Here is a 22,077-nt window from a genome sequence, read left to right as displayed (position 1 = left end):
TTGACCAGCGGTCCCGTATGTACCCCACCGTGGCCGTGTGCAAACCTTGGAAGGTGACAACTCCGGTGTGTGTGCTCGGTATGGGACTCATCGGCGGTTCGCTGATGAGGGCCGGGCAGGCCGCGGGCCGCGAGGTGTTCGGATACAACCGCTCGATCGACGCGGTCCGGGCGGCGACGGCCGACGGCTTCGACGCGACCGAGGACCTCGGCGCGGCGCTGAAGCGCGCTGCGGCGAGCGATGCGCTCATCGTCCTGGCGGTGCCGGTCCCCGCGCTGCCGATCATGCTCGAGCGCATTCGCGACACTGCCCCGGATTGCCCGCTCACCGACGTGGTGAGCGTCAAAGGCAATGTGCTGCAACAGGTTCAGGAGTACGGCCTGCTCGACCGCTTCGTCGGCGGACACCCGATGGCCGGCACCGCGCATTCCGGCTGGGCGGCGGGCACCCGCGATCTGTTCGCCGGGGCACCATGGGTGGTGAGCGTGGACGACCACGTCGACCCGCAGGTGTGGGCCCAGGTGATGCATCTGGCGCTGGACTGCCGCGCGGTGATCGTGCCCGCGCGCTCCGACGAACACGACGCCGCGGCCGCCGCGATCTCGCATCTGCCGCACCTGCTGGCCGAGGCCCTCGCCGCGACTGCGGGTGAGGTTCCGCTGGCATTCGCCCTCGCCGCGGGTTCGTTCCGGGACGGCACCCGGGTTGCCGCCACCGCACCCGACCTGGTCCGGGCCATGTGCGAGGCCAACGCCACGGAGCTGACGACAATGCTCGACCGGGCGATGGAGCTGCTCAGCCAGGCCCGTTCGTCACTGGTCGAGGCACAGTCGGTGGCCGAGCTCGTGGAGAGCGGCCACGCCGCGCGGGTCCGTTACGACAGCTTCCGGCGCCCGCAGATCCTCGCGACGACCATCGGAGAAGAGGGCTGGCGCGAAGAACTGGCCGCGTTGGGCCGCGCCGGCGGCGTGATCAGATCCGCTCTGCCAGTCCGGGGTAGCCGAGGATGAAGCCGTCGTCGTCGACGGTGATCGAGGTGTCCGCGACGGGCGAGTCCAGCTTGATCGGCTTGCCCGGGCCGGCACTGGTGTAGCCGATGGTGACGGCTTCCACCGTCAGATCCGGCACCCGGACGTAGACGACGGGCAGCGACACCGACGCGGTGCGGTTGTGCAGGCCGGTACGCCGGATGGGCAGCGCGTTGAAGAACGGGCTGAAGACGACGTCGACGTCCAGGGCACCGTTGTAGGCGGCGCGCCGGGCCTGGTTCTGGTGGTCCTGCACCAGCCACATGTTCTCTTCGTCACGCGCGATGGACAGCTGCCGTTCACGCTGCGCGAGGGTGACGGTGAGAGACAGCCGTTTGGTTGCGCCGCTCTCGTCGGTGACCAGGTCATACGACGCGCTGAATGCGGGATGAATCTCGGTGGCAGCGGCCACGATCCGGCCGTAGGCCTTGATCCTGTTGCCGGACAACTGGACCCGGACCGACTCCATGCGCGACACATCCTGCGCGCGCCAGGTCAGAATCGCGGGCCAGGCGGGTTCGGTGACATCGGACTGGTCTGCGCTCACCCGTCTACCGTAGGCGACGGAAGCCCGCCTTCGTAGTCACGATCGAAACTCCGGACGGACCGGGCCGCGACGCCCGCACAGCCAGCGCCAAGGCGGCGTCCAGAGCCAGCGCGAGCGCCGCCACGAGCAGGGCGCCGACGAGCGCGAGGTAGAACTGGCGCACTTTGATGCCGTCGATCAGGAACCGGCCCAGCCCGCCCAGGCTGGCGTACGCGGCGACGGTCGCGGTGGCGACCACCTGAAGGGTCGCGGTCCGCAGGCCGCCGACGATCAGCGGCATGGCGTTGGGTACCTCGGCGCGCAGCAGCACCTGGCGCTCGGTCATGCCCATGGCACGGGCTGCGTCGACGACCACCGGATCGACGTTGGCGATGCCGGCATATGTCCCGGCCAGCAGCGGCGGAATGCCCAGCAGCATCAGCGCGACGGTCGGCGGCACCAGTCCCAGTCCCCACAGCAGGACGCCGAGCAGCAGGACGCCGAGGGTGGGCAGGGCGCGCAGGGCGTTGACGCCGCCGACCACCAGGGCCGTGCCGCGACCGGTGTGGCCGACGTACATGCCCACGGGGACGGCGACGAGCGCACTGCACAGCACCGCGATGCCGGTGTACTCCAGGTGCTCCAGCAGCCGCATGCCGAGGCCCGCCGGGCCGGTCCAGTTGGCGGCGGTGAAGATGTAGGCGAGGGCCTGGTGCAGGAAGTTCATGCCGGCGCCTTCGCCCGGGTCCACGGGGTGGCCAGGCGGCCCGCGCTCAGGATGACGAGGTCGACGACCACCGCCAGCACGAAGATGGCGATGATGCCGGCGATGATCTGGTCGCTCTTGTCGGCCTGATACCCCTCGGTGAACCAGGTGCCCAGCCCGCCGATGCCGATCACCGAACCGACCGACACCATCGAGATGTTCGTGACGGCGACCACGCGCATCCCAGCGGTGAGGACCGGAATCGCCAGCGGGAGTTCGACTCTCAAGAACCGGGTACGCGGCCGGTAGCCCATGGCGGTGGCCGCTTCCCGGGTGTCGGCGGGCACGGCATCGAGTGCCTCGGGCACCGTCCGCATCAGCAGTGCGACGGTGTAGAGCGTCAGCGCGACCAGGACATTGGCCTCGTCGAGAATCCGGGTCGGGATGATCAGCGGCAGTACCACGAACAGCGCCAGCGACGGGATGGTGAAGACGATGCTCGCGGTGATGGTGCTGAATCGGCGCAGCCGCGGCCGCGGGCGCACATAGGCGCCCAGCGGCACGGCGATCAGCACGCCGATGAGCAACGGCAACAGAGCCAGCCGCAGGTGGATCTGCGTGAGCAGCCACGCCCCTTCCAGGTGGGTCAGCAGGTATTTCACTGCTCGCCCTTGCGGCTCTTGATGATTGCCAGCACATCGTCGAGGCCCACACCGCCGATCACGTGACCCCGCTCATCGACCGCCACGCCCAGCCCGGACGGGGACGACAACGCCGAATCCAGGGCCAGCCGTAGGGTGCCGTCGGGCCGGAACAGTGAACCGCCGGCGATGGTGCTGTCGTACAAGGACTTTCCGTGCCGGTGCAGACCGACGCCGTCGGCATTGATCCAGGCGTAGGGGGTGCCGTCGGCGTTGACGACCAGGGCCCATTGGCCGTCGGTCAGATCCAGCGCGTCGACCGCCGGTTCGGCGACGGTGCGGATGTCGCGGAGCCGCAGTCCGTCGGTGTCACGGAATTGGAGGCCGCGGTAGCCGCGGTCGGCGCCGACGAAGCCCGCGACGAACTCGTTGGCGGGGTTGGACAGCAGGCGTTGCGGTGCGTCGTACTGCTGCAGGGTGCCGCCGGGTCCGAACACCGCGACGCGGTCGCCCAGTTTGACGGCCTCATCGATGTCGTGCGTGACGAAGACGATGGTCTTGCGCAGATCGCTTTGCAGCCGCAGGATTTCGGTCTGCAGATCTTCGCGGACGACGGGGTCCACGGCGCTGAACGGTTCGTCCATCAGCAGGATCGGCGGGTCGGCAGCCAGCGCCCTTGCCACTCCGACCCGCTGCTGCTGCCCGCCCGACAACTGAGCCGGGTAGCGGTCGGCGAGCTTGACGTCGAGCCCGACGCGCTCCAGCACGCCCAGCGCCTTTTTCCTTGCACTGCGGCGTGATTCGCCTTTGAGGACCGGCACGGTGGCGACGTTGTCCACCACTTTGAGGTGCGGCATGAGGCCGGCGCTCTGCAGCACGTAGCCGATACCGAGGCGCAGCCGCACCGGGTCGACGGTGGCGACGTTGGCACCGTCGACGGTCAGGGTTCCGGAGGTGGGGTCGATCATCCGGTTGATCATTCGCATGGAGGTGGTCTTGCCGCACCCGGACGGCCCGACGAACACCGACAGTGTCCCCTCGGCGATCTCGAGGCTCAGTTCGTCGACGGCGACCGCGCTGCCGTAGCTCTTGGTGACCTTGTCGAAGGTGATCATCGGCTCACCGGCTTGTCGAATCCGTTGTCCTGGACCCACTTTTTCGCAGCCTGGTCGGCGTCGACGCCGCTGTTGCCGGAGACCGCGGTGTTCATCTCGATGAGCGCTTTCGCCGTGAGTTTCGCACTGACGCCGTCGAGCACCGTCTTGAGCAGATCGGACTTCTTCTGCGACGCCACCAGCGGCACCACGTTGGCGGCCAGGAAGTTGTGTTTCGGATCCTCGAGCACGACCAGGTTGTTCTGGACGATGGCCGGCGAGGTGCTGAAAATGTCTGCCGCGGTGACGGTTCCGTCGACCAGCGCCCGCACGGTGGCCGGTCCCCCGCCGTCGCTGATGGCGATGAAGTTGGCCGGCGCGATATCGAGGCCGTACTTGGCTTTCAAACCGGGCAGGCCCTCGGTCCGCTGCAGAAACTCCGACGGCGCACCGAATTTCACCTGGGGCGAATGCTGGGCCAGGTCACCGATGGTCTTGAGATTCCATTTCTTCGCGGTCTCCGCGGACACCGCGACCGTGTCGGTGTCCTCGGCCGGCGAGGGAGTCAGGATCGACAGGTCGCCCGGAAGCGCTCGCGCGAGCGCCAATTCGACGTCACCGGCGGCGGTGGCCTTGGTCTTCGGGTCGAAGTACTGCAGGAGATTGCCGGTGTATTCGGGGATCAGGTCGATCGAATGGTCCTTCACCGCAGGGACGTACGTCTCTCGGCTGCCGATGCCGAACTGACGGCCGACGGTAAAGCCGTTGGCCGCCAATGCCTGCGCATAGATCTCGGCGATGATCTTCGACTCGGGGAAGTCGGCGGACCCCACCACGATCGACTTGAGATCACCCGAGATGCTGCCCCCACCGAGGGGATTCGCACTGCCGCAGCCCGCCAACAGGACAGCGAGCAGCAGTCCCAGAGCGGTCAGAATTCGCGCCACCCGAACATCCTTCCGGCGTCGTGCACTCAGGCCGACCCTAGCGTTATTCGAAAATTGGTGTCGGAGTTCCCGGCATCCGGCCCGCAGAACCGTCAAGATGGACGGTATGAGTAGCGATCACGCGTCTACCCCCGAGCCGACCGGGTCGGAGTCCGAGCCCGCGGCTGTGCCCGCCGAACCGCCCGCGCCCAAGTCCCCCAAGCCGGGCACTCCGGACAAGAAGTCCAAGACGCCCGAATCGGCGGTGAAGTTCACCCGCACCGCGGCACTCTGGACGGCGCTGGTCCTCGGTTTCCTCATCCTGATCCTGCTGCTGGTGTTCATCCTGCAGAACGGCGACGACGTCACGCTGCGGCTTTTCGGCTGGCAGCTGACCATGCAAAAGGGTGTCGCGATCCTGCTCTCGGCCGTCGCGGGTGGTCTGCTGACCTTCGCGGTCGCGAGCATCCGGATTCTGCAGCTGCGGCTCGCCGCACGGAAGAACTTGAAGGCCGGGCTCTAGTTTCGTTCCCCCGCGAGCGTGCGTGTCTGCACCCGACACGCCGCCCGCCATGTGCAAGGACGTCGCGCTCGTCAGCCGCGAGCGCGACGTTTTTGCACGAATATCCCGGCGTGTTGCGTGCAGACACGGACGCTCGCGGGAAAGAAAGGCAGGCGCGCTCGCGCTAGGTGAGGGCTGCCAATCCGGCGGCGATGAGCGGCGCGACGGCCTCGCCGACGGGGTCGTCGTGGCCGGCTTCGCCGGCGGCCATGCGGGCGCGGAAATCGATGCCGGCGGCGATGATCGCCAGCTTGAAGTACGCCAGCGCCAGATAAAAATCCCAATGATCGAGTGGCTGCCCGGCCGCCACGGAGTACTTCTGGGCCAGCTGGTCCATCGGCGGAATCTTGTCCGAGGACCAGGCCGCGTCGGAGTGCACCATCGAGAACATCGGGTGCCGGTAGACGCACATCAGCGCGGCGTCCGACAGCGGATCACCCAGGGTCGACATCTCCCAGTCCAGCACCGCCCGCACCTTGGTCGGGTCGACGGCGTCGAGCATGGTGTTGTCGATGCGGTAGTCGCCGTGGACGATGGCGCTGCGACTCTGCGGCGGCAGCTTCTCGGCCAGCAGGCCGTGCAGCCGGCGCACGTCCGCGTCGCGCGGATCATCCGGCAGCCGCACCAGGTCCCACTGCGAACCCCACCGCCGCACCTGCCGTTCCAGGTACCCGTTGGCCTTCCCGAAGTCCCCGAGTCCGACGGCTTCCGGGTCCAGGGCGTGCAGGTCGGCCAGCACCTTGATCAAGGCGTCGACACAAGCGTCGATGGTCTGCTGATCGCCCAGCGCGTCGAGCTCCGCCGAGTAGCGCACGACCCGGCCGGGCACGAATTCGACCATCTGGAACGGCGCACCGAGTACCGAGTCGTCATTGCGCATGGTCACCGGATGCGCCACCGGCACCGTCGTACCCTCAAGTGCCGCAACGACTTTGTACTCGCGGGCCATGTCGTGCGCCGACGGCGTCAGGCCGTGCAGCGGCGGCCGGCGCAGCACCCATTTGGCGGCGTCGTCGAAGACCAGGAACGTCAGATTCGACCGGCCCCCGGCGATCAGTTCGGCGCGCAGCTCACCGCTGCGGGGCACCCCGATCTCGCGCAGATGCGCGTCGAGGGCAGTCAGATCAAGGCCGTCGAGAGATCCCACCCGATCTGTCTACCACCGCTGATTTCGCGGCAGCAGATCCCACACGTGTTCGACACTGTTGACGCCGGCGACCGCCAGCCGGCCGCTGCGTGAGGCCAGCAGGCGGGTGATGCCGGTGTAGTCGACCTGGAACGACAGGATGCGCTCGGTCGGCACGATGTCGTGCAGCAGTCCGTTGATCACGCCGCCGTGGCTGAAGATCACGACGGTGTCCTCGGCCTCGGCCTCGCTCGCGATGTCGGTGACGGCCTCGGTGATACGGGCGAGAAACGCCTCTTCGTCGACGCTGCTGGGCAGGTGGCCGGTCATGAGCCGGGCCATCTCCTCGGGGTGCTCGGCGGCAATCTGCTCGATCGGGATGTACTGCGCCATGTCGCGGTCGTATTCGGCGAGCCGGTCGTCGATCTCGATGTTCAGCCCGAGCGCGGCCGCCACCGGCTGGCCGGTCTGGATGGCGCGCTTCTGCGGGCTGCTGATGAGCCGCGTGATCGGGAACCGCTTGAGCGCGTCGGGCAGCCGGTTGGCCTGCGCGATGCCCTCCTCGGAGAGGTCGGGGTCGGCGCCCTCACCAGGCTCGTTGCGCAGCGGCAGGGCATGACGGATCAGAAGCAGTTGCATAGCGGTTTCCTCCACAGCGGTAGTGCGCTGACGGGCAATACTATGCAGCTAAGTTGTCATGACAAGACACCGAGAGGCGGTACACCGATGGTCGGCTCCCAGTCGCGCCATGAGCATGTCGCGGCGGTGTTGCGGCAGCGGATCACGCGGCACGAGTACCAGATCGGTGAGTCACTGCCCGCCGAGAGCGCGCTGTGCGCGGAGTTCGACGTGTCGCGAGGGCCCGTCCGCCAGGCCCTCGCGACCTTGAAAAACGAAGGCCTGATCCGTATTTCGCGGGGCAAGCCCGCCACCGTCCGGAGCCACGACGTCCGCCAGACGCTGGACACGTTCACGCCGTTCACCCAGTGGGCCGAGCGCAACGGCCGCACCGCAGGGAGCCGGACCCTGGAGATCTCGCGTAGACGCGCCAGCGAGACCGCGGCCGCCGCGCTGAGCCTGACCACCGACGACTTCGTCGTCGAGGTGCTGCGTGTGCGTCTGCTCGACGGCGAGCCGGCGATGATCGAACGGAGCAGTTTCACCGACGCGGTGGGTTCGCTGCTGTTCGAATTCGACACCGACTCCGGCTCCATCACCGACTACCTGACCGACCGCGGAGTCCAGTGGGACGCCATGGAGCACGTGCTCGACGCCGTCGCCGCGGACGAGGTCGACGCCGAGAACATGCACATCGAGCGGGGCAGCCCCCTGCTGCGTGAGCGTCGTACCTCACGCGACCAGTTCGGGGTGGCCTTCGAGTATTCCGACGACCGATACCGGCCCGACGTGGTGGCCTTCAGCATCGTCAACGCCCGCACCATCGAGGTCCGCGCCTGACGGTGGCTAGTCGGCCACCGGCATCCGATTCCAGTAGGGAATCAACAGCAGCATGGCGATGAACGCGGCCCCGGCGAAGCCGTAGAACAGTGCCGAGGTGCCCAGGTAACCCGGCAGCAGGCCACCGAGGATGGCGCCTACCGAGCCGCAGCCGTTGATGATTCCCGTGGCCGTGCCGGCGTGCTTGGACGTACCGAAGTCGACGGCCGCGATACACGAGATCATGGCATCGGCGCCGTAGACGGTCAGGCCGATCAGGCCCAGGACGCCGACCATGATCCACACATTGCCCGTCGCGGTCAGCGGCCCGAACAGCATGAGCACCACAACCAGCACGGCCAGGCTGATAACGCTCGCCGGCACCCGGCGCGCCTTGAACACCTTGTCCGAGACGCGGCCCAGCAGGATCGGGGCGATGACGCCGGCGATGCCGAACGCCACCGGGACGGTCACCGCGGTGAACTTGTCACCGTCGTGCAGCTGTTCGGCAACGATCACCGGGCCCCACAGCAGGATGGCGTAGCGCGCGGGCTTGAGCAGAAAGTACGACGCCCCAAGGGTTCTCACCATCTGATCCTTCAGTACCACGGCAAGGGACTCGCGCCACGACGAGCTGGGCTCGGCGATGGCCTCGTCCTCCGCGGCAGCGTCGAGCTCGACCCCTTCCACGGTGTCCTCCGCGGCCCGGTACTCCTCGATCGGCGGTAGGCCGACATCCGCAGGGCTGTTGCGCTGGAAGATGAAGAACAGCACGAATACCACGGCGACGATGGCCGCACCGCTGAAGAACGCGGCGCGCCAGCTGCCGAACAGGTCGTAGGCGAACCACCCGACGACCGGCGCGGCGACGAGTCCACCGAAGGCGTAGTTGGTGCTCCACAGCCCCAGGACGTGGCCACGTTCCCCGACGGAGAAGAACTGGGACATGTTGCTCAACGTGCCCGACCAGCCTGTCGATTGAGCCAGGCCTTGCACGATCATCAAGGGCAGCAGGAAGACCACGGCCGGCAGCAGACCCATGAACAGAGTCGCGACCGCGGAGATGGCCAGGCCGCCGAGCACGACGACGCGTGGGCCGAACCGGTCGGAGACCTGGCCCCAGACGAATTGGCCGACGGCGTAGGCGGTGAGATACGCGGCGTCGAGATTGGCCATGACGCTCTTGGTCAGATGGAGGTCCAGGACGGGGTCTTCGAGAATGCCAAGCTTGGCGACGGAGAACGTCTGACGGGTGAAATAGAAACCGGCATAAGCGATCCAGGTGATGGCAAAGATGCGGATACGCCAGCGTTGGTACTTCGGATTGGTGGTGCGCGACTTGGACAGCAGGGTCTGCGACATGGCTGTTCACTTCCACTGGGTGCGGGGTAAGGGAGCGCGGAGCGAAGATGGGCCGACCAGATGCGTAGCAACGCCATCGAGATCGTCGGCAAGGCAAGGTTTTTGGCGCGAGAGCGCGAGAGGTTAGAGTGAGAGGCGCGGGGTTGGTCGGGGCCGAGGGTGCGGCACCCGACCACCGCGGAGTGCGTCGTCGAATCAGCCCAGGGTTGCCACCAAACCGGGCAGGTCGGCCACGCTGTCCAGGATGTGGGTGGCGCCGGCAGCGGACAGCTGCGCGGCGTTGTGCGCGCCGGTCAGCACGCCGACCGAAGCACGCGCTCCGGCGCGCAGGCCGGTGATGACGTCCGACGAGGTGTCGCCGACGACCACCATCGATTGCACCGAGTCGGTCTCGGTCTGCATGAGGGCGGCGAGCGCCATGTCGTGGATAGGGCCGCCCGCGGACGCCGGGAGCGGGGCAGAGCACCGCGTCGGCGAGGTCCTGCCAACCCAGCGCATCGATGATGGCCTGCTGGGTATCCCTGGCGAAGCCCGTGGTCAGCGCGACCTTGATGCCGCGGGACCGCAAAGATGTAATGACATGTTCGGCCGGCGGGATGGGGCTGCAGTTGCCGTCTGCGACCAATTGGGCGTAGCAGCGCTCGAACTCCTTGTTGGCCGCTTGTGCCTGCTCTTCGTTGCCGCGGCTGAGGTGGCGGAACACGACGATCTTCGACTGCCCCATGGTGTCGGCGACGAAGCGCAGCATCTCCGCGCGGTCCGCTTCCGTCTTCGACAGACCGGCATGATTGTCGGCGGCCAGGAACGATTGCTGTACCAGGCCGGTGTCCTCGACCGTCGTACCGGCCATGTCGAACACGACCAGGCTGATTCCGGGGGCTGACTGGCTTTCCATTATGGCGTCCTTTTCTCTTGCGGCGGTTTGGTTTTGGTGTGGCTCAGACAGTTGCGGGGATGCTGCTCGGCGACAGCACCCGGTCGACGGCGGCGGCCGCCAGGCCCAGGCCAGTGGTCATGCCGATCCCGGTGGTGACCGTCACGACGTGGGTGCGTTCCACCGGCTCCTCGATGAGGAACTCCTGTCCCGGGGCCGAGCAGTAGACGCCCTGCCAGCGTTCGGAGACTTCGATGTCGTTGACGCCGAATAGTTTTCGGGTTTGATCGAGCAGAATTTCGAAGCCCTGCTCGGACTGGAACGGCGCCGCCGCGACTTCCCGGATGTGGGTGTCGCCGATCAACAGCGAGCCGTCGGGCTGCGGCGTGAACATCAGGTGCAGGTCGATGTCCACCGCGTCCGGGTGCTCGTCCCGCAGTCGCCGCGCGACGGCCCTGACGCTGGGCAGGTCCTCGAAACCCGAGTACCGCAGCAACGACCACCCGGTGAACAGCGGCGCCGGAAGCGTGAACGCCAGCGGCAGCCTGGCCCGGATCATGTGCAGCCGGCAGCGCAGCAATCCGTCGCGCTCGGCCAGCTGAGGGAAGAGCCGGTCGATGTCGTAGTTGACCGCGACGAAGGTGGTCTCGGTGCGTATCTGCCCGCGCGAGGTGTGCACGACGCCCGGCCCGAAGCCGGAAGCCGCGGTACGCCAATGGAAGTCGACGCCCTGCGATTCCAGCCACCGCGCGATGGACGGCACCGCGGTGCGCGGGTCGACCTGAAGGTCGCCCGGCAGGTACATGCCTCCGACGACGCGTGGATCGTGCACCGGTACGCGGTCGACCATCTGCTGACGGTTGAGCACGTGCACGTCACCACTGGGCCGGACGTCGGCGAATTCACGCATGACGGCCAGTTCGTCCTCGTGGCGGGCCACACAGTAGGTGCCCGCCTGCTTCGACCAGAACCCGGCCTGTCGAGACAGCTCGAGCCAGTGCTGCCGACCGGCCCGGGCGTAGTCCAGTGCGACACCGTTCTGCGCGGTGATGCACGCGTGGCCGAAGTTCTGCACCGACGCACCGACCACACCGGCCGCGTGATCGATCACCGCGACGGCCAGTCCGCGACGGTGGGCGTGATAGGCGTGGGCAAGGCCGACGATTCCAGCTCCTACGACAACGACGTCGTAGCTCCGTTGATTTGGCATGGCAATAACAGTGCGGCACATCGCCATAGTTGTCAATACAAGTTATGGGCAATCTCTGTACTCGTATATATAAGTGTAACGGCGTGTGAACGTGCGGGAAACAATGCCAACGGCGCACTACCCACCACAGGACGGCCGCCGTGACAACATGGGCACCAGCACGCCGCCCCAGCACCGAAGGAGCCGCCATGGGGTACGCCGACGAACTGTTCGACCTCACGGACCGGGTGGTCCTGATCACCGGGGGCAGCCGCGGCCTCGGTAGGGAGATGGCTTTCGCGGCGGCCCACTGCGGCGCCGACGTCATCATCGCCAGCCGGAACCTGGAGTCGTGTCAGGCCACTGCTGCCGAGGTCGTCGCCGAGACGGGCCGGGTCGCGCTGGCCCATCAGGTGCACGTCGGCCGCTGGGACGAGTTGGACGGCCTGGTGGACGCCGCCTATGCCGCGTTCGGCAAGGTCGACGTACTCGTGAACAACGCCGGAATGTCGCCGTTGTACGAGTCGCTGGGCTCGGTGCCCGAGAAGCTGTTCGACGCCGTGGTGAACCTGAACTTCAAGGGGCCGTTCCGATTGTCGGCACTGATCGGCGAGCGGATGGTGGCCGACGGCGGCGGCTCGATCATCAACATCAGTTCGTCGGGCTCACTGCGACCGGACGCCTACATGCTGCCGTATGCCGCCGCCAAGGCCGGATTGAACACGCTCACAGAGGGTTTCGCGAAAGCGTTCGGCCCGACGGTGCGGGTCAACACCCTGATGGCCGGGCCGTTCCTCACCGACATCAGCAAGGCGTGGGGTGCGGATACGTCACGCGCCTTCCGCTCGCTGCCGCTGCAGCGCGCCGGCGATCCTCGCGAAATCGTCGGCGCCGCACTCTTTTTGATGTCCGACGCGTCCAGCTTCACCACGGGCTCGATCCTGCGCGCCGACGGCGGTTTCGCTTAGTTCACAAGTGGCCACTGGCCACGAGCGCAGCGGCCGCGGTGGCGAGTGACTCGTTCACGCGATCGCGTTCGTCGCCCATTCCGACGAGGAAGTCGACGGTCATCGGGGTGAGAATATCCCGCAGCCCGTGGCCTTCCGCGCCGAAGAATCCGGCCATCTCGAGCATCACCGCCCCGTGGCACATGCTCCAGATCCGGCCCGCGACAGCGGCTTCGCCGTCGTCACGGATGCGCCCGGCCTCGGCCATCCGGCGCACCGAATCGCAGAGCGTCTGAAAGGACGCGTCGCGCGACGTGGCATGGCCGGTCACCGTCAGATCGCTGCGGACGCTCGACAACGATGCCGGGACCGTCGTGCCGAACATCAATTGATAGTGCTGCGGATTCTTCAGCGCGAACCGGCGGTAGGCGGCGCCCATCGAGAAGAAGTCCGCCACCGGGTCATCGGTGTGCGGGATGGCCGCCAGCGCCGCACCGAACCGCGCGAAGATCTCGGCCGACAGGGCGTCGACCACACCGGTCATGGAGCCGAAGTGGGTGTACACCACCATGGTCGACGTACCCACCTCGGCGGCGAGCTTGCGCACCGTCAGCGCCTGGAGACCGTCGCGTTCGAGTATCACGATGCCGGCTTCGATCAATTGCCGACGAATTTCTTCGCTCACCCTTGCAGACCTCTCATAACAGTGTTATACCAGTAACCGCGGCCAATAACACTGTTATGGAGGTTCTGGGATGACCAACCGCTACCTGGAAGGCGCCTTCGCGCCACTGCACGACGAGTACACCCTGACCGAGCTGTCCGTGACCGGCACGATCCCGGACTACCTGGACGGCCGCTATCTGCGCAACGGCCCCAACCCGATCGGCGAAATCGACCCCGAGCTCTACCACTGGTTCCTCGGTGACGGCATGGTGCACGGCATCCGCCTCCGCGACGGCAAGGCCGAGTGGTACCGCAATCGCTGGGTGCGTGGGCCGTTGACCACGGCCGCGCTCGGCGAGGGCACGCCGCCCGGGCACGGTAGCCCGTTCGGCATCGGCGCCAACACCAACGTACTGGGCCACGCAGGCAAGACCCTGGCGCTGGTCGAAGGTGGCGGGGCGAGTTACGAGCTGACCGACGAGTTGGACACCGTCGGCGTGTGCGATTTCGACGGCACCCTCAGCGGCGGCTACACCGCACACCCGAAACGTGACCCGGAAACCGGTGAACTGCATGCGGTTTCGTACAGCTTCACCCGCGGCAACACCGTGCAGTACTCGGTGATCGGTGCCGACGGCCGGGCCAAGCGCACCGTCGACATCGAGGTCCACGGCAGCCCGATGATGCACGATTTCTCACTGACCGAGCGCCACGTCATCTTCTACGACCTGCCCGTGAGCTTCGATGCGAAAACCATCGCGGAAATGGCGGTACCGAAGGCACTGCGGCTGCCGGCGCGACTGCTGTTGTCCTCGGTGATCGGCCGGGTCAAGATTCCCGATCCGGTCGTCGCGCGCCAGTCGAGCTTCAGATCGAATGATCGGCGCTTCCCGTACTCGTGGAACCCCAAGTACCCGGCGCGCATCGGCGTGATGCCCCGCGACGGCGGCAACGCCGACGTGCGGTGGTTCGACGTCGAACCGTGCTACGTCTTCCACCCGATGAACGCCTACGACTCCCCCGACGACAACACGATCGTCCTGGACGTGGTGCGCCACCCGAAGATGTTCGACACAGACCGCATCGGCCCCAACGAGGGGCCGCCGACGCTGGACCGGTGGACCATCGACCTCAGCGCCGGCAAGGTGCTCGAGGACCGCGTGGACGACCACCCCCAGGAGTTCCCCCGCGTCGACGAACGCCTGGTCGGCAAGCGTCACCGTTACGGCTACGCGCCGATGATCGCAGAGGGAGTCAGTGGCAGTGACGCGCTGCTCAAACACGACTTCGTCGGCGGCAATACCGCGACCCGTCACTTCGGTGCCGGGAAAGAGCTGGGCGAGTTCGTCTTTCACCCGTCGTCGGCGACCGCCGCCGAAGACGACGGCGTGCTGATGGGCTTTGTCTACGACGCGCCGACCGACCGCAGTGAGCTGGCGATCCTCGACGCCCAGACGCTGCAGGACGTCGCGAGCATCAAACTGCCGCACCGCGTGCCGGCCGGCTTCCACGGCAACTGGGTGCCGACCGTATAGCCGAGACGGCCGGCCCGGCTACGGCGTGATGATGTTGAACGCCGGGTCGGGCCGGTCGATCGCGCCCAGCAGCGTGGGCAGGGCACTGGCGTCACCCGTAACCTCGACACCCGGCGAGCTGGTGTCGCCCGCGGCAAACGCCAAGAGCCGCAACTTGTTCGCCAGCGTGACGGTGGCCTGGGCGGTATCCGGGTCGGCGGCCACCTTGCGGTACACCAGCACGCCGTTGCGCAGGCTCAACCGGTAGTTGGTCGCGACATCCTGGAACGTCACGTCGATGGCCAGGTTCAGGTCCCACGACCGCGGGCCGTTGATGTTGATCGCGAAGGTGTCGAACATCTGCGCCGGGGTCAGCTGCGCGAGCAGCGTCGGCGACGAGCTCTGCGTCGGGGTACCGAAGTTCCCGACCCGCAGCTCGGTGGCACCGGACAGGAAGAAGTTGCGCCACACGGCGTTCTCGGCACCGTAGGCCATCTGCTCCAGCGTGTCCGCATACAGCGCCCGGGCCGCGGGGTGATGCTCGTCGGTGAAGATCGCGTGGTCCAACAGGGTTACCGCCCAACGGAAGTCGCCCTCGTCGAACGCGGCCTGCGCCAGCTCGACGACCCGGTCGATACCGCCCATCGCCGCGACGTAGCGCGGCGCCGCGGCGGCCGGCGGGTGCTGCCAGAGGCGGCCCGGATTGCCGTCGAACCAGCCCATGTAGCGCTGGTAGACGGCCTTGACGTTGTGGCTGACCGAGCCGTAGTACCCGTGCGTGTGCCAGGCCTTCTCCAGAGCCGGTGGCATCTGGAAGGTTTCGGCGATCTCGATGCCGGTGTAGCCCTGGTTGAGCTGGCGCAGCGTCTGGTCGTGCAGGTAGGCGTACAGATCCCGTTGCAGCGACAGGTATTCGACGATGTTGTCCTGCCCCCACGTCGGCCAGTGGTGCGACGCGAAGACCACGTCGGCGCGGCCGGAGAAGGTGTCGATGGCCTCGGTCAGGTAGCCCGCCCAGCCGTGCGGGTCACGGACCAGCGCGCCGCGCAACGTCAGCAGGTTGTGCAGGTTGTGGGTGGCGTTCTCGGCCATGCACAGCGCGCGGAATTGCGGGAAATAGAAGTGCATCTCGGCGGGCGCCTCGGTGCCGGGCGCCATCTGGAACTCGATCTCGACGCCGTCGATGGTGTGGGTCTCGCCCGTCACCTTGATGTCGAGCGTCGGCACGATCAGTGCCACCTCACCCGTCGACCCGACCTGTCCCAGGCCGCAGCCGACCTGCCCCTGCGGACCGCGGTCGAGCGCCGCGCCGTACATGTAGCCCGCCCGCCGCGCCATTGCCGTTCCGGCATAGACGTTTTCCTGTACCGCGTGCTCGGTGAAACCCTCCGGCGCGATGACCACGACGTGGCCGGCGTCGACCTCGGCCTGCGACGTCACGCCCAGCACGCCGCCGAAGTGGTCGGCGTGGCTGTGCGTGTAGATGACGGCCCGGACCGCACGGTCACCGCGGTGCGCGCGGTACAGCGCCAGCGCCGCCGCCGCGGTCTCGGTGGAGATCAGCGGGTCGATGACGATGATGCCGGTGTCACTCTCGATGAAGCTGATGTTCGACAGGTCCAGGCCGCGCACCTGATAGATGCCCGGCACCACCTCGTAGAGGCCCTGCTTGGCGCACAACTGCGACTGCCGCCACAGGCTCGGGTGCACGGTGTCCGGCGCGTCGCCGTTCAGGAAGTTGTAGGAGTCGTTGTCCCACACCACTCTTCCGTCGGCCGCGGTGACGACGCACGGTTCCATCGCGGCGATGAAGCCGCGGTCGGCGTCCTCGAAGTCCCGGGTGTCCGCGAACGGCAGCGTCGCGGTGTGGGCGCGGTTGGCGGCGGCAATGGCATCGGTGGGCGGCTTCTGCTCCATGCCGACCAACCTAGCGTCAATTTCCCGCGGGTCAGAGCTTATGAAGCACTACGTCCGACAACGTGCCATCGCCGACCGAGGCCGTCATGTAGGTGCAGTGCGGCTGGCGTCGGCGGTCGGTCGGCGAGCCGGGGTTGAGCAGCCGCAGTCCGGTTGTCGCGGTGCTGTCCCACGGAATGTGGCTGTGCCCGAACACCAGTACGTCGGTGTCGGGGTACAGCCGTGCCATGCGCGCGTCGCGGCCGGCCGACGCGCCGGTCTCGTGCGTGACAGTGAACCGGACGCCCTCGAGCGTCACGTCGGCCCGCTCGGGCAGACGGGCCCGCAGGTCGAGGCCGTCGTTGTTGCCCCAGCAGCCGACCAGCCGTGTCGCTCGCAGCTCGAGTTCGTCGAGCAGTGCGACGTCCACCCAGTCGCCGGCGTGCAACACCACGTCGGCGCGGGCCACCTCGTCCCAGACTCGCGCCGGCATGTCGCGGGCGCGCTTGGGCACGTGGGTGTCGGAGATAAGTAGTAGACGCATCCCGCTGCGGCTCAACTGATCTCGCCGCCGAAATACCGGCGTGGATTATCGACCAGCATGGTGGTGAGCTGTTGGTCGGTGACGCCGCGTTCGCGCAGTGCGGGCAGTACGTCGTCGCTGATGTGCGTCAAGTTCCAGTTGGGCACCGCGGCCAGTTTCCCCTCGTGCGAGAACCAGTCGATGAAACACGAACTGTCATGCGCCAGCACCATCTTCTCGGCGTATCCGCGTCTGGCGAGTTCCGCCACGGTGTCGACGCGCTGCTCGAACGGCAGCAGGATGTCGAGCCCGAAGCGGTCCATGCCGAGATACGAACCGGCATCGGCGAGCGCGCACAGGTAATCGAGATCGGTGCTGTCGCCCGAGTGCCCGATCACCACCTTCGTGAGGTCGACGCCCTCCTCCCCCAGCACTTTCTGCGCGACGAGCCCGGAGCGGCTGTGCACGTCGGTGTGCACGGTGATCGGCGCGCCGGTCTGCACGTGGGCCTGGCCGACGGCGCGCATCACCCGCTCGACGCCCGGCGTCAGTCCCTGATGCTCGATGGCGCATTTCAGGAAGGCCGCGCGCACGCCGGTACCGCCGATGCCCTCCCGGATATCCCTGACGAACAGCTCGACCATCGGCTCGGGGGTGTCGAACAGCAGGCCGGGACCGGTGTGCAGGAACTGGAACGGCACGTCGTTGTAGGTGTAGATGCCGGTCGCGACGACGATGTTGATGTCGACCTGCTCGTTGACCCGCTGAATCCGGGGCAGGTACCGGCCCAATCCGATCACCGTCGGGTCGACGATGGTGTCGATGCCACGCGATTTGCATTGGCGCAGTTGGTCTATCGCGTCGGCGACGCGGGCGTCCTCGTCCCATCGCGACGGATAGTCCGGGAAGTTCTGCCGGATCTCGTCGCTCAGGATGAACACGTGCTCATGCATGAGCGTGGCCCCGAGGCGGTCGACGGGCACCGGGCCCCTGACGGTCTGCACGTGCGTCATCACGGCCAGTCTGTGTCATGAGCGGTCGAGCATCAAGACCCTATATCAACTGAGTTGACAAGTACCGCGTGTTGCCAGTTAGCTGAGGTAACGTCCCACCCATCTGCGAACTGCAAAGGAGTGCCCCATGGATTGGAACTTCCTCGGCACCGACTGGCACCTGTTCGGCAAGCTGGCCGACGTCGCCCTGCTGACGCTGCTGTTCGCCGCGACGGTGATGTTCTTCTACATCCAGCGCCTGCGGAAACAACCGCAGTTGCCGATCGCCGAAAACGTCCGGGCCAAGCAGACGGTGCTCACGAAGGTCCGCAAGCGCCAGCCGATGACCGCTGAAGAGCTCGAATATGCCACCCAGGTGATCGACAATCAGCGGACGTTGATGACATTCGCAATTCCCCTGACGATCTTTTCGCTGGGGTGTTTCTACGTGCTCGGCAGTCTCGAGCAACTCCACGGCGCAACCCCTTCGGAGCGCACCTTTCTCGGGGTCATCGCCATGATCTCGTCCATCAATGTGACCACCCAGATCTTCCGCGTGATCAAGCTGAAAAAGCGGCTCGGAAACGTCACCTTGGTGGATTCTGGGAATTAGCTGGACGCTCTCACCTCGTCTTTCTATTCCACGGAATATGTGGAAAGCCGTGCGTGTCCAATCACTGATAGTGTTTACGCCGATTCATCTCAAGTTAGTTGATATACAACTCGCCGACGTCGAAAGGTGATCGAGTGAGCCAACGCTCTACCGCCCGACGATTCCTCGCACGAGCCTGGATGCCGTTGATCGCCCTCATCGCGATCGGCGTCGGCGTGCTGTGCATGGTCAAGGTCCACGAATTCTCCGAGCCTGGACCGGTGCTGGCCGTCAACCCGCCGCAGGCGCCCCCGGAGTTCACCCCCAAGACGCTCACCTACGAGGTGTTCGGCACCCTCGGGTCCGGCGGCCTGCTTTCGTACGTCGACATCAGCGGACACCCCCACAAGGTCGATCTCACCGAACTGCCGTGGTCGCACACCGAGACCACGACCCTCACCGTCGTCTCCGGCAGCATCTCGGTCCAGGTGCACGGCGGCACCGTCGGCTGCCGGATGAAGGTGAATGACGTTGTCCGCGACGAACAGTCCGACGAGCACGGCAACGCCGACGTCGCCTGCCGGGTGAAGTCCGCGTGACCGACACCGACACCGCCCCGATCGCCCGCCCGGCGCACAGCGCGGCCAAGCGCCCCTTCGTCCCCAGAATGGTTCGCCTGCTGGCGATTCCGATCATCGTCTTCTGGGCCCTGCTCGCGGTGGTCACCAATACCTTCGTGCCGAAGATCGAAGATGTCGCCGAGGAACTCGCCGGCCCGATGGTGCCGACCTACGCGCCGTCCCAGGTGGCCATGCTGGCCATCGGCAAGGAATTCCACGAGTCCACCTCCACCAGCCTGACGATGCTGGTGCTGGAAGCCGATCGCGGCCTGACCGAGCAGGACCGCGACTACTACGCGGGCCTGGTCCGCACGCTCAACGCCGACACCACGCACGTGCAGTACGTCATGGACACGTGGGGCAAGCCGATCACCGCCGCCGGCGCACAGAGCCTCGACGGCAAATCCGCCTACGTCCTGCTCCGCCTCGCCGGCGACATCGGGCAGATGGAGGCCAACAACTCGGTCGACGCCGTCAGGAAGATCGTCAAGGACTCCAATCCGCCTGCCGGACTGAAGGTTTACGTCAGTGGCGCGGCGCCGCTGGCGGCCGACACCGTCGAGATCGCCAACTCCAGCCTGAACAACATCACCATCGCGACGATGTTCCTGATCATCTTCATGCTGTTGCTGGTCTACCGCTCCGTCGTCACGATGCTGGTGCCGTTCTTCGGCGTGATCCTGCTGATGTTGTCGGTCAAGGGCGTCATCTCGGCGATCGGGCACTACGGCTTCATCCCGCTGTCGTCGTTCGCCACCAACATGGTCATCTCGCTGACCCTCGGCGCGGGTACCGACTACGGCATCTTCCTCATCGGCCGATATCACGAGGCCCGCCTGGCCGGACAAAGTCGTGAGGACGCGTATTACACCGCCTACAAGGGTGTTTCGCATGTCATCGTCGGCTCGGGTCTGACCATCGCCGGCGCCTGCGCGTGTCTGACGTTCGCTCGGCTGAACTATTTCCACACCATGGGCCCCGCCGTCGCGGTGAGCATGCTGATCACCATCGCCGGCGCCCTGACCATCGGACCCGCCCTGCTCAGCGTCGGCAGCCTCTTCGGGCTCTTCGACCCGAAACAGGAAGTCAAGGCGAAGCTGTACCGGCGCATCGGCACCGCCGTGGTGCGCTGGCCCAAGCCGATCCTCGTCGCCAGTGTCGCGGTCGTCTCGGTCGGCGCGGTGTTTGTGCCCACCTACCGCGTCAGCTACGACGACCGTACCTACCAGCCGCCAGATGCCCCGGCCAACCAGGGATTTCAGGCCGCCGACCGGCACTTCCCCAAGAGCAAGCTGTTCAGCGAGATGCTGATGGTCCAAGCCGACCACGACATGCGCAACTCGGCCGACTTCATCTCGCTGGACCGGGTGGCCAAGGCCCTGATCCGTCTGCCCGGTGTGGCGATGGTGCAGAGCATCACCCGCCCCATGGGACGGGCGCTCGAACACGCCTCCATTCCTTACCTTTTCACCACACAGGGCAGCGGCAACGGTCAGCAGCTGCCGTTCACCCAGCACAACAACGAGAACACCGCGAAGCAGGCGAAGATCACCGCGCACAGCATCGAGGTGCTGAAGAAGACGGCCGACCTGACCCAGACCCTCGCCGACGAGCTGCACAACACCGTGCTGACCCTCGAGGACATGGAGCAGGTCACCAACGACATGCGCGACGCGGTCGCCAACCTCGACGATTTCATGCGCCCGCTCCGCGCGTATTTCTATTGGGAACCACACTGTTTCGATATCCCGGTGTGCTGGTCGTTCCGGTCGCTGTTCGACGTGATCGACAAGGTCGACAACCTGGCGGCCGACATCGGCAAGGCCGTCGGATCCTTCGAGGTGATCGACAGCCTCATGCCGCAGATGGTGTCGCTGCTGCGCCAGACGGTCGCCGACAATCAGGCGTTGCTCGCGATCATCGTGAACAACTACGGCCCCACCGACATTCAGAACCGGAATACCGACCAGACCTTCGACGACATGATCAACGTCGGCAACGACTTCGACGCGTCGCGCAGTGATGACTTCTTCTACATTCCCCGCGAAGCGTTCGACAACGACGACATCAAAATCGGTATGTCACTGATGATGTCGCCCGATGGGCATGCTGCGCGCTTCATCGTCACCCACGAGGGCAACGCGATGGGGCCCGAGGGCATCGAGCACGTCGAACAGTTCCCCGACGCGATCAAGATCGCGCTCAAGGAGACGTCGCTGGCCGGGTCGAAGATCTACATCGGCGGATCCGGGTCCAACAACAAGGACATCCAGCTGTACGCCAAGAACGACCTGATGATCGCGGCCATCGCTGCCTTCGTCCTGATCTTCCTGATCATGATGATCATCACGCGATCCCTGGTGGCCGCCTTGGTGATTCCCGGCACGGTGGCGTTCTCCTACGCCGGCGCGTTCGGGCTGTCGGTGCTGATCTGGCAGCACCTGATCGGGCTACCCCTGCACTGGCTGATCCTGCCGCTGACCTTCATCGTGCTGGTGGCCGTCGGCTCGGACTACAACCTGCTGCTGGTCGCCCGGCTCAAGGAGGAAATCCACGCCGGCCTGAACACCGGCCTCATCCGCGCCCTCGGCAGCACTGGCGGCGTCGTGACCTCCGCGGGCCTGGTGTTCGCGTTCACCATGCTGGCCATGCTGTCCAGTGATCTGCGGACCATCGGCCAGATGGGGTCGACGGTCTGCATCGGCCTGCTGCTCGACACCCTGGTGGTGCGGTCGTTCATCGTGCCGTGTCTGGTGCGACTGCTGGGCCCCTGGTTCTGGTGGCCGACATTCGTCCGGCAGCGGCCGCTACGTCCGTACACGCCGGCCACCTTGACCCCGGCTAACACTGTGTAGT

At 66.4% G+C, this 22,077-nt stretch carries 21 protein-coding genes and 1 pseudogene; 8 read left to right on the top strand and 14 right to left on the bottom strand.

The genetic code is table 11. The features are described from left to right. The first annotated feature begins 65 nt into the window (after window positions 1-65). Window positions 66-1,010 carry a prephenate dehydrogenase gene (locus ACJH6J_RS18255; protein WP_318984278.1) on the top strand — a complete coding sequence of 315 codons (945 nt, stop codon included), beginning with the start codon at window positions 66-68 and terminating at the stop codon, window positions 1,008-1,010. Here the strand turns inward: ACJH6J_RS18255 and ACJH6J_RS18250 are convergent. Genes ACJH6J_RS18250 through ACJH6J_RS18230 form a run of 5 tightly spaced genes read right to left on the bottom strand, consistent with a single transcriptional unit; the run spans window position 973 to window position 4,942 of the window. Next, window positions 973-1,575 carry a putative glycolipid-binding domain-containing protein gene (locus ACJH6J_RS18250; protein ID WP_212807425.1) on the bottom strand — a complete coding sequence of 201 codons (603 nt, stop codon included), beginning with the start codon at window positions 1,573-1,575 and terminating at the stop codon, window positions 973-975. The genes ACJH6J_RS18255 and ACJH6J_RS18250 overlap by 38 nt on opposite strands. A 4-nt stretch (window positions 1,576-1,579) precedes the next feature. Beyond that, window positions 1,580-2,281: an ABC transporter permease gene (locus ACJH6J_RS18245; RefSeq protein WP_406783999.1), complete on the bottom strand. Its 702-nt coding sequence runs from the start codon at window positions 2,279-2,281 to the stop codon at window positions 1,580-1,582. Next, window positions 2,278-2,922 (bottom strand): ABC transporter permease, encoded by a 645-nt coding sequence (locus ACJH6J_RS18240; protein ID WP_318983934.1) that lies wholly within the window; start codon window positions 2,920-2,922, stop codon window positions 2,278-2,280. The genes ACJH6J_RS18245 and ACJH6J_RS18240 overlap by 4 nt, the downstream gene beginning before the upstream one ends. Then, window positions 2,919-4,016, bottom strand: a complete 1,098-nt coding sequence (locus tag ACJH6J_RS18235) for an ABC transporter ATP-binding protein (protein WP_318983935.1) — start codon at window positions 4,014-4,016, stop codon at window positions 2,919-2,921. Before ACJH6J_RS18235 ends, ACJH6J_RS18240 begins: the two co-directional genes overlap by 4 nt. Next, a complete protein-coding gene (locus tag ACJH6J_RS18230; RefSeq protein ID WP_406804314.1) occupies window positions 4,013-4,942 on the bottom strand; it encodes an ABC transporter substrate-binding protein in 930 nt (309 codons plus the stop codon). Before ACJH6J_RS18230 ends, ACJH6J_RS18235 begins: the two co-directional genes overlap by 4 nt. A gap of 106 nt (window positions 4,943-5,048) precedes the next feature. Here ACJH6J_RS18230 and ACJH6J_RS18225 point away from each other — a divergent pair, with 106 nt between their 5' ends. Then, entirely contained in the window at window positions 5,049-5,444 is a 396-nt protein-coding gene (locus ACJH6J_RS18225; protein ID WP_318983937.1) for a lipopolysaccharide assembly protein LapA domain-containing protein, read from the top strand. A gap of 163 nt (window positions 5,445-5,607) precedes the next feature. Here ACJH6J_RS18225 and ACJH6J_RS18220 read toward each other — a convergent pair whose 3' ends face one another. Both ACJH6J_RS18220 and ACJH6J_RS18215 read right to left on the bottom strand, forming a co-directional pair. Continuing rightward, window positions 5,608-6,630, bottom strand: coding sequence for a phosphotransferase family protein (locus ACJH6J_RS18220; protein ID WP_406783998.1), 1,023 nt, complete (start codon window positions 6,628-6,630; stop codon window positions 5,608-5,610). A 9-nt stretch (window positions 6,631-6,639) separates the two neighbouring features. Next, window positions 6,640-7,248 (bottom strand): histidine phosphatase family protein, encoded by a 609-nt coding sequence (locus ACJH6J_RS18215; RefSeq protein WP_064857768.1) that lies wholly within the window; start codon window positions 7,246-7,248, stop codon window positions 6,640-6,642. Window positions 7,249-7,335: 87 nt separating this feature from the next. Here ACJH6J_RS18215 and ACJH6J_RS18210 point away from each other — a divergent pair, with 87 nt between their 5' ends. Next, window positions 7,336-8,067, top strand: coding sequence for a GntR family transcriptional regulator (locus tag ACJH6J_RS18210; RefSeq protein WP_318983939.1), 732 nt, complete (start codon window positions 7,336-7,338; stop codon window positions 8,065-8,067). 6 nt (window positions 8,068-8,073) lie between these two features. Here the strand turns inward: ACJH6J_RS18210 and ACJH6J_RS18205 are convergent, their stop codons facing one another. From ACJH6J_RS18205 to ACJH6J_RS18195, 3 genes and pseudogenes are all read right to left on the bottom strand, one after another. Next, on the bottom strand, window positions 8,074-9,408 hold the full coding sequence (locus ACJH6J_RS18205) for an MFS transporter (RefSeq protein WP_318983940.1): 1,335 nt from the start codon (window positions 9,406-9,408) through the stop codon (window positions 8,074-8,076). Between the two features lie 195 nt (window positions 9,409-9,603). Next, a pseudogene (locus ACJH6J_RS18200) lies at window positions 9,604-10,303 on the bottom strand (phosphonatase-like hydrolase). A 43-nt stretch (window positions 10,304-10,346) separates the two neighbouring features. Next, window positions 10,347-11,492 (bottom strand): TIGR03364 family FAD-dependent oxidoreductase, encoded by a 1,146-nt coding sequence (locus tag ACJH6J_RS18195; protein WP_318983942.1) that lies wholly within the window; start codon window positions 11,490-11,492, stop codon window positions 10,347-10,349. A gap of 188 nt (window positions 11,493-11,680) precedes the next feature. Between ACJH6J_RS18195 and ACJH6J_RS18190 the strand changes: the two genes are divergently transcribed. Further along, entirely contained in the window at window positions 11,681-12,439 is a 759-nt protein-coding gene (locus ACJH6J_RS18190; RefSeq protein WP_318983943.1) for an SDR family oxidoreductase, read from the top strand. Window position 12,440: 1 nt separating this feature from the next. On the opposite strand, the gene ACJH6J_RS18185 is transcribed toward ACJH6J_RS18190, so the two are convergent. Beyond that, on the bottom strand, window positions 12,441-13,103 hold the full coding sequence (locus ACJH6J_RS18185; protein WP_318983944.1) for a WHG domain-containing protein: 663 nt from the start codon (window positions 13,101-13,103) through the stop codon (window positions 12,441-12,443). A gap of 70 nt (window positions 13,104-13,173) precedes the next feature. Here ACJH6J_RS18185 and ACJH6J_RS18180 point away from each other — a divergent pair, with 70 nt between their 5' ends. Continuing rightward, window positions 13,174-14,619: a carotenoid oxygenase family protein gene (locus ACJH6J_RS18180; protein WP_346415893.1), complete on the top strand. Its 1,446-nt coding sequence runs from the start codon at window positions 13,174-13,176 to the stop codon at window positions 14,617-14,619. Window positions 14,620-14,637: 18 nt separating this feature from the next. Here the strand turns inward: ACJH6J_RS18180 and ACJH6J_RS18175 are convergent, their stop codons facing one another. Genes ACJH6J_RS18175 through ACJH6J_RS18165 form a run of 3 tightly spaced genes read right to left on the bottom strand, consistent with a single transcriptional unit; the run spans window position 14,638 to window position 18,030 of the window. Beyond that, entirely contained in the window at window positions 14,638-16,515 is a 1,878-nt protein-coding gene (locus ACJH6J_RS18175; protein WP_318983946.1) for an alkyl sulfatase dimerization domain-containing protein, read from the bottom strand. A 31-nt stretch (window positions 16,516-16,546) separates the two neighbouring features. Next, the gene (locus ACJH6J_RS18170; protein ID WP_346415894.1) at window positions 16,547-17,038 is read right to left on the bottom strand and encodes a metallophosphoesterase; all 492 of its coding nucleotides are present in this window, start codon (window positions 17,036-17,038) and stop codon (window positions 16,547-16,549) included. An 11-nt stretch (window positions 17,039-17,049) separates the two neighbouring features. Continuing rightward, window positions 17,050-18,030, bottom strand: coding sequence for a phosphotriesterase-related protein (locus tag ACJH6J_RS18165; protein WP_346415895.1), 981 nt, complete (start codon window positions 18,028-18,030; stop codon window positions 17,050-17,052). 127 nt (window positions 18,031-18,157) lie between these two features. Here ACJH6J_RS18165 and ACJH6J_RS18160 point away from each other — a divergent pair, with 127 nt between their 5' ends. The 3 genes from ACJH6J_RS18160 to ACJH6J_RS18150 all read left to right on the top strand — a co-directional run bounded on the left by ACJH6J_RS18160 (window position 18,158) and on the right by ACJH6J_RS18150 (window position 22,076). Beyond that, the gene (locus ACJH6J_RS18160) at window positions 18,158-18,622 is read left to right on the top strand and encodes a hypothetical protein (RefSeq protein ID WP_029119091.1); all 465 of its coding nucleotides are present in this window, start codon (window positions 18,158-18,160) and stop codon (window positions 18,620-18,622) included. Between the two features lie 179 nt (window positions 18,623-18,801). Then, entirely contained in the window at window positions 18,802-19,200 is a 399-nt protein-coding gene (locus tag ACJH6J_RS18155) for an MmpS family transport accessory protein (RefSeq protein ID WP_029119092.1), read from the top strand. A 68-nt stretch (window positions 19,201-19,268) separates the two neighbouring features. Next, window positions 19,269-22,076, top strand: coding sequence for an RND family transporter (locus ACJH6J_RS18150; RefSeq protein ID WP_406774126.1), 2,808 nt, complete (start codon window positions 19,269-19,271; stop codon window positions 22,074-22,076). Window position 22,077 lies beyond the last annotated feature (1 nt).

This window comes from Mycobacterium sp. SMC-18 (assembly GCF_045310895.1).
In the GTDB taxonomy this organism is placed as follows: Bacteria; Actinomycetota; Actinomycetes; order Mycobacteriales; family Mycobacteriaceae; genus Mycobacterium.
The sequence above is the reverse complement of the archived record's forward strand: the minus strand, read 5'-3'. Positions and strand labels throughout refer to the sequence as shown.

Bases quoted from the DNA above. Each gene is read 5' to 3' on its own strand.
- ACJH6J_RS18165 (WP_346415895.1), bottom strand. From the start codon at position 18,030: ATGACGCACGTGCAGACCGTCAGGGGCCCGGTGCCCGTCGACCGCCTC.
- ACJH6J_RS18205 (WP_318983940.1), bottom strand. From the start codon at position 9,408: ATGTCGCAGACCCTGCTGTCCAAGTCGCGCACCACCAATCCGAAGTAC.
- ACJH6J_RS18150 (WP_406774126.1), top strand. From the start codon at position 19,269: ATGGTTCGCCTGCTGGCGATTCCGATCATCGTCTTCTGGGCCCTGCTC.
- ACJH6J_RS18210 (WP_318983939.1), top strand. From the start codon at position 7,336: ATGGTCGGCTCCCAGTCGCGCCATGAGCATGTCGCGGCGGTGTTGCGG.
- ACJH6J_RS18160 (WP_029119091.1), top strand. From the start codon at position 18,158: ATGGATTGGAACTTCCTCGGCACCGACTGGCACCTGTTCGGCAAGCTG.
- ACJH6J_RS18245 (WP_406783999.1), bottom strand. From the start codon at position 2,281: ATGAACTTCCTGCACCAGGCCCTCGCCTACATCTTCACCGCCGCCAAC.
- ACJH6J_RS18235 (WP_318983935.1), bottom strand. From the start codon at position 4,016: ATGATCACCTTCGACAAGGTCACCAAGAGCTACGGCAGCGCGGTCGCC.
- ACJH6J_RS18215 (WP_064857768.1), bottom strand. From the start codon at position 7,248: ATGCAACTGCTTCTGATCCGTCATGCCCTGCCGCTGCGCAACGAGCCT.
- ACJH6J_RS18225 (WP_318983937.1), top strand. From the start codon at position 5,049: ATGAGTAGCGATCACGCGTCTACCCCCGAGCCGACCGGGTCGGAGTCC.
- ACJH6J_RS18195 (WP_318983942.1), bottom strand. From the start codon at position 11,492: ATGCCAAATCAACGGAGCTACGACGTCGTTGTCGTAGGAGCTGGAATC.
- ACJH6J_RS18155 (WP_029119092.1), top strand. From the start codon at position 18,802: ATGCCGTTGATCGCCCTCATCGCGATCGGCGTCGGCGTGCTGTGCATG.
- ACJH6J_RS18170 (WP_346415894.1), bottom strand. From the start codon at position 17,038: ATGCGTCTACTACTTATCTCCGACACCCACGTGCCCAAGCGCGCCCGC.
- ACJH6J_RS18190 (WP_318983943.1), top strand. From the start codon at position 11,681: ATGGGGTACGCCGACGAACTGTTCGACCTCACGGACCGGGTGGTCCTG.
- ACJH6J_RS18180 (WP_346415893.1), top strand. From the start codon at position 13,174: ATGACCAACCGCTACCTGGAAGGCGCCTTCGCGCCACTGCACGACGAG.
- ACJH6J_RS18175 (WP_318983946.1), bottom strand. From the start codon at position 16,515: ATGGAGCAGAAGCCGCCCACCGATGCCATTGCCGCCGCCAACCGCGCC.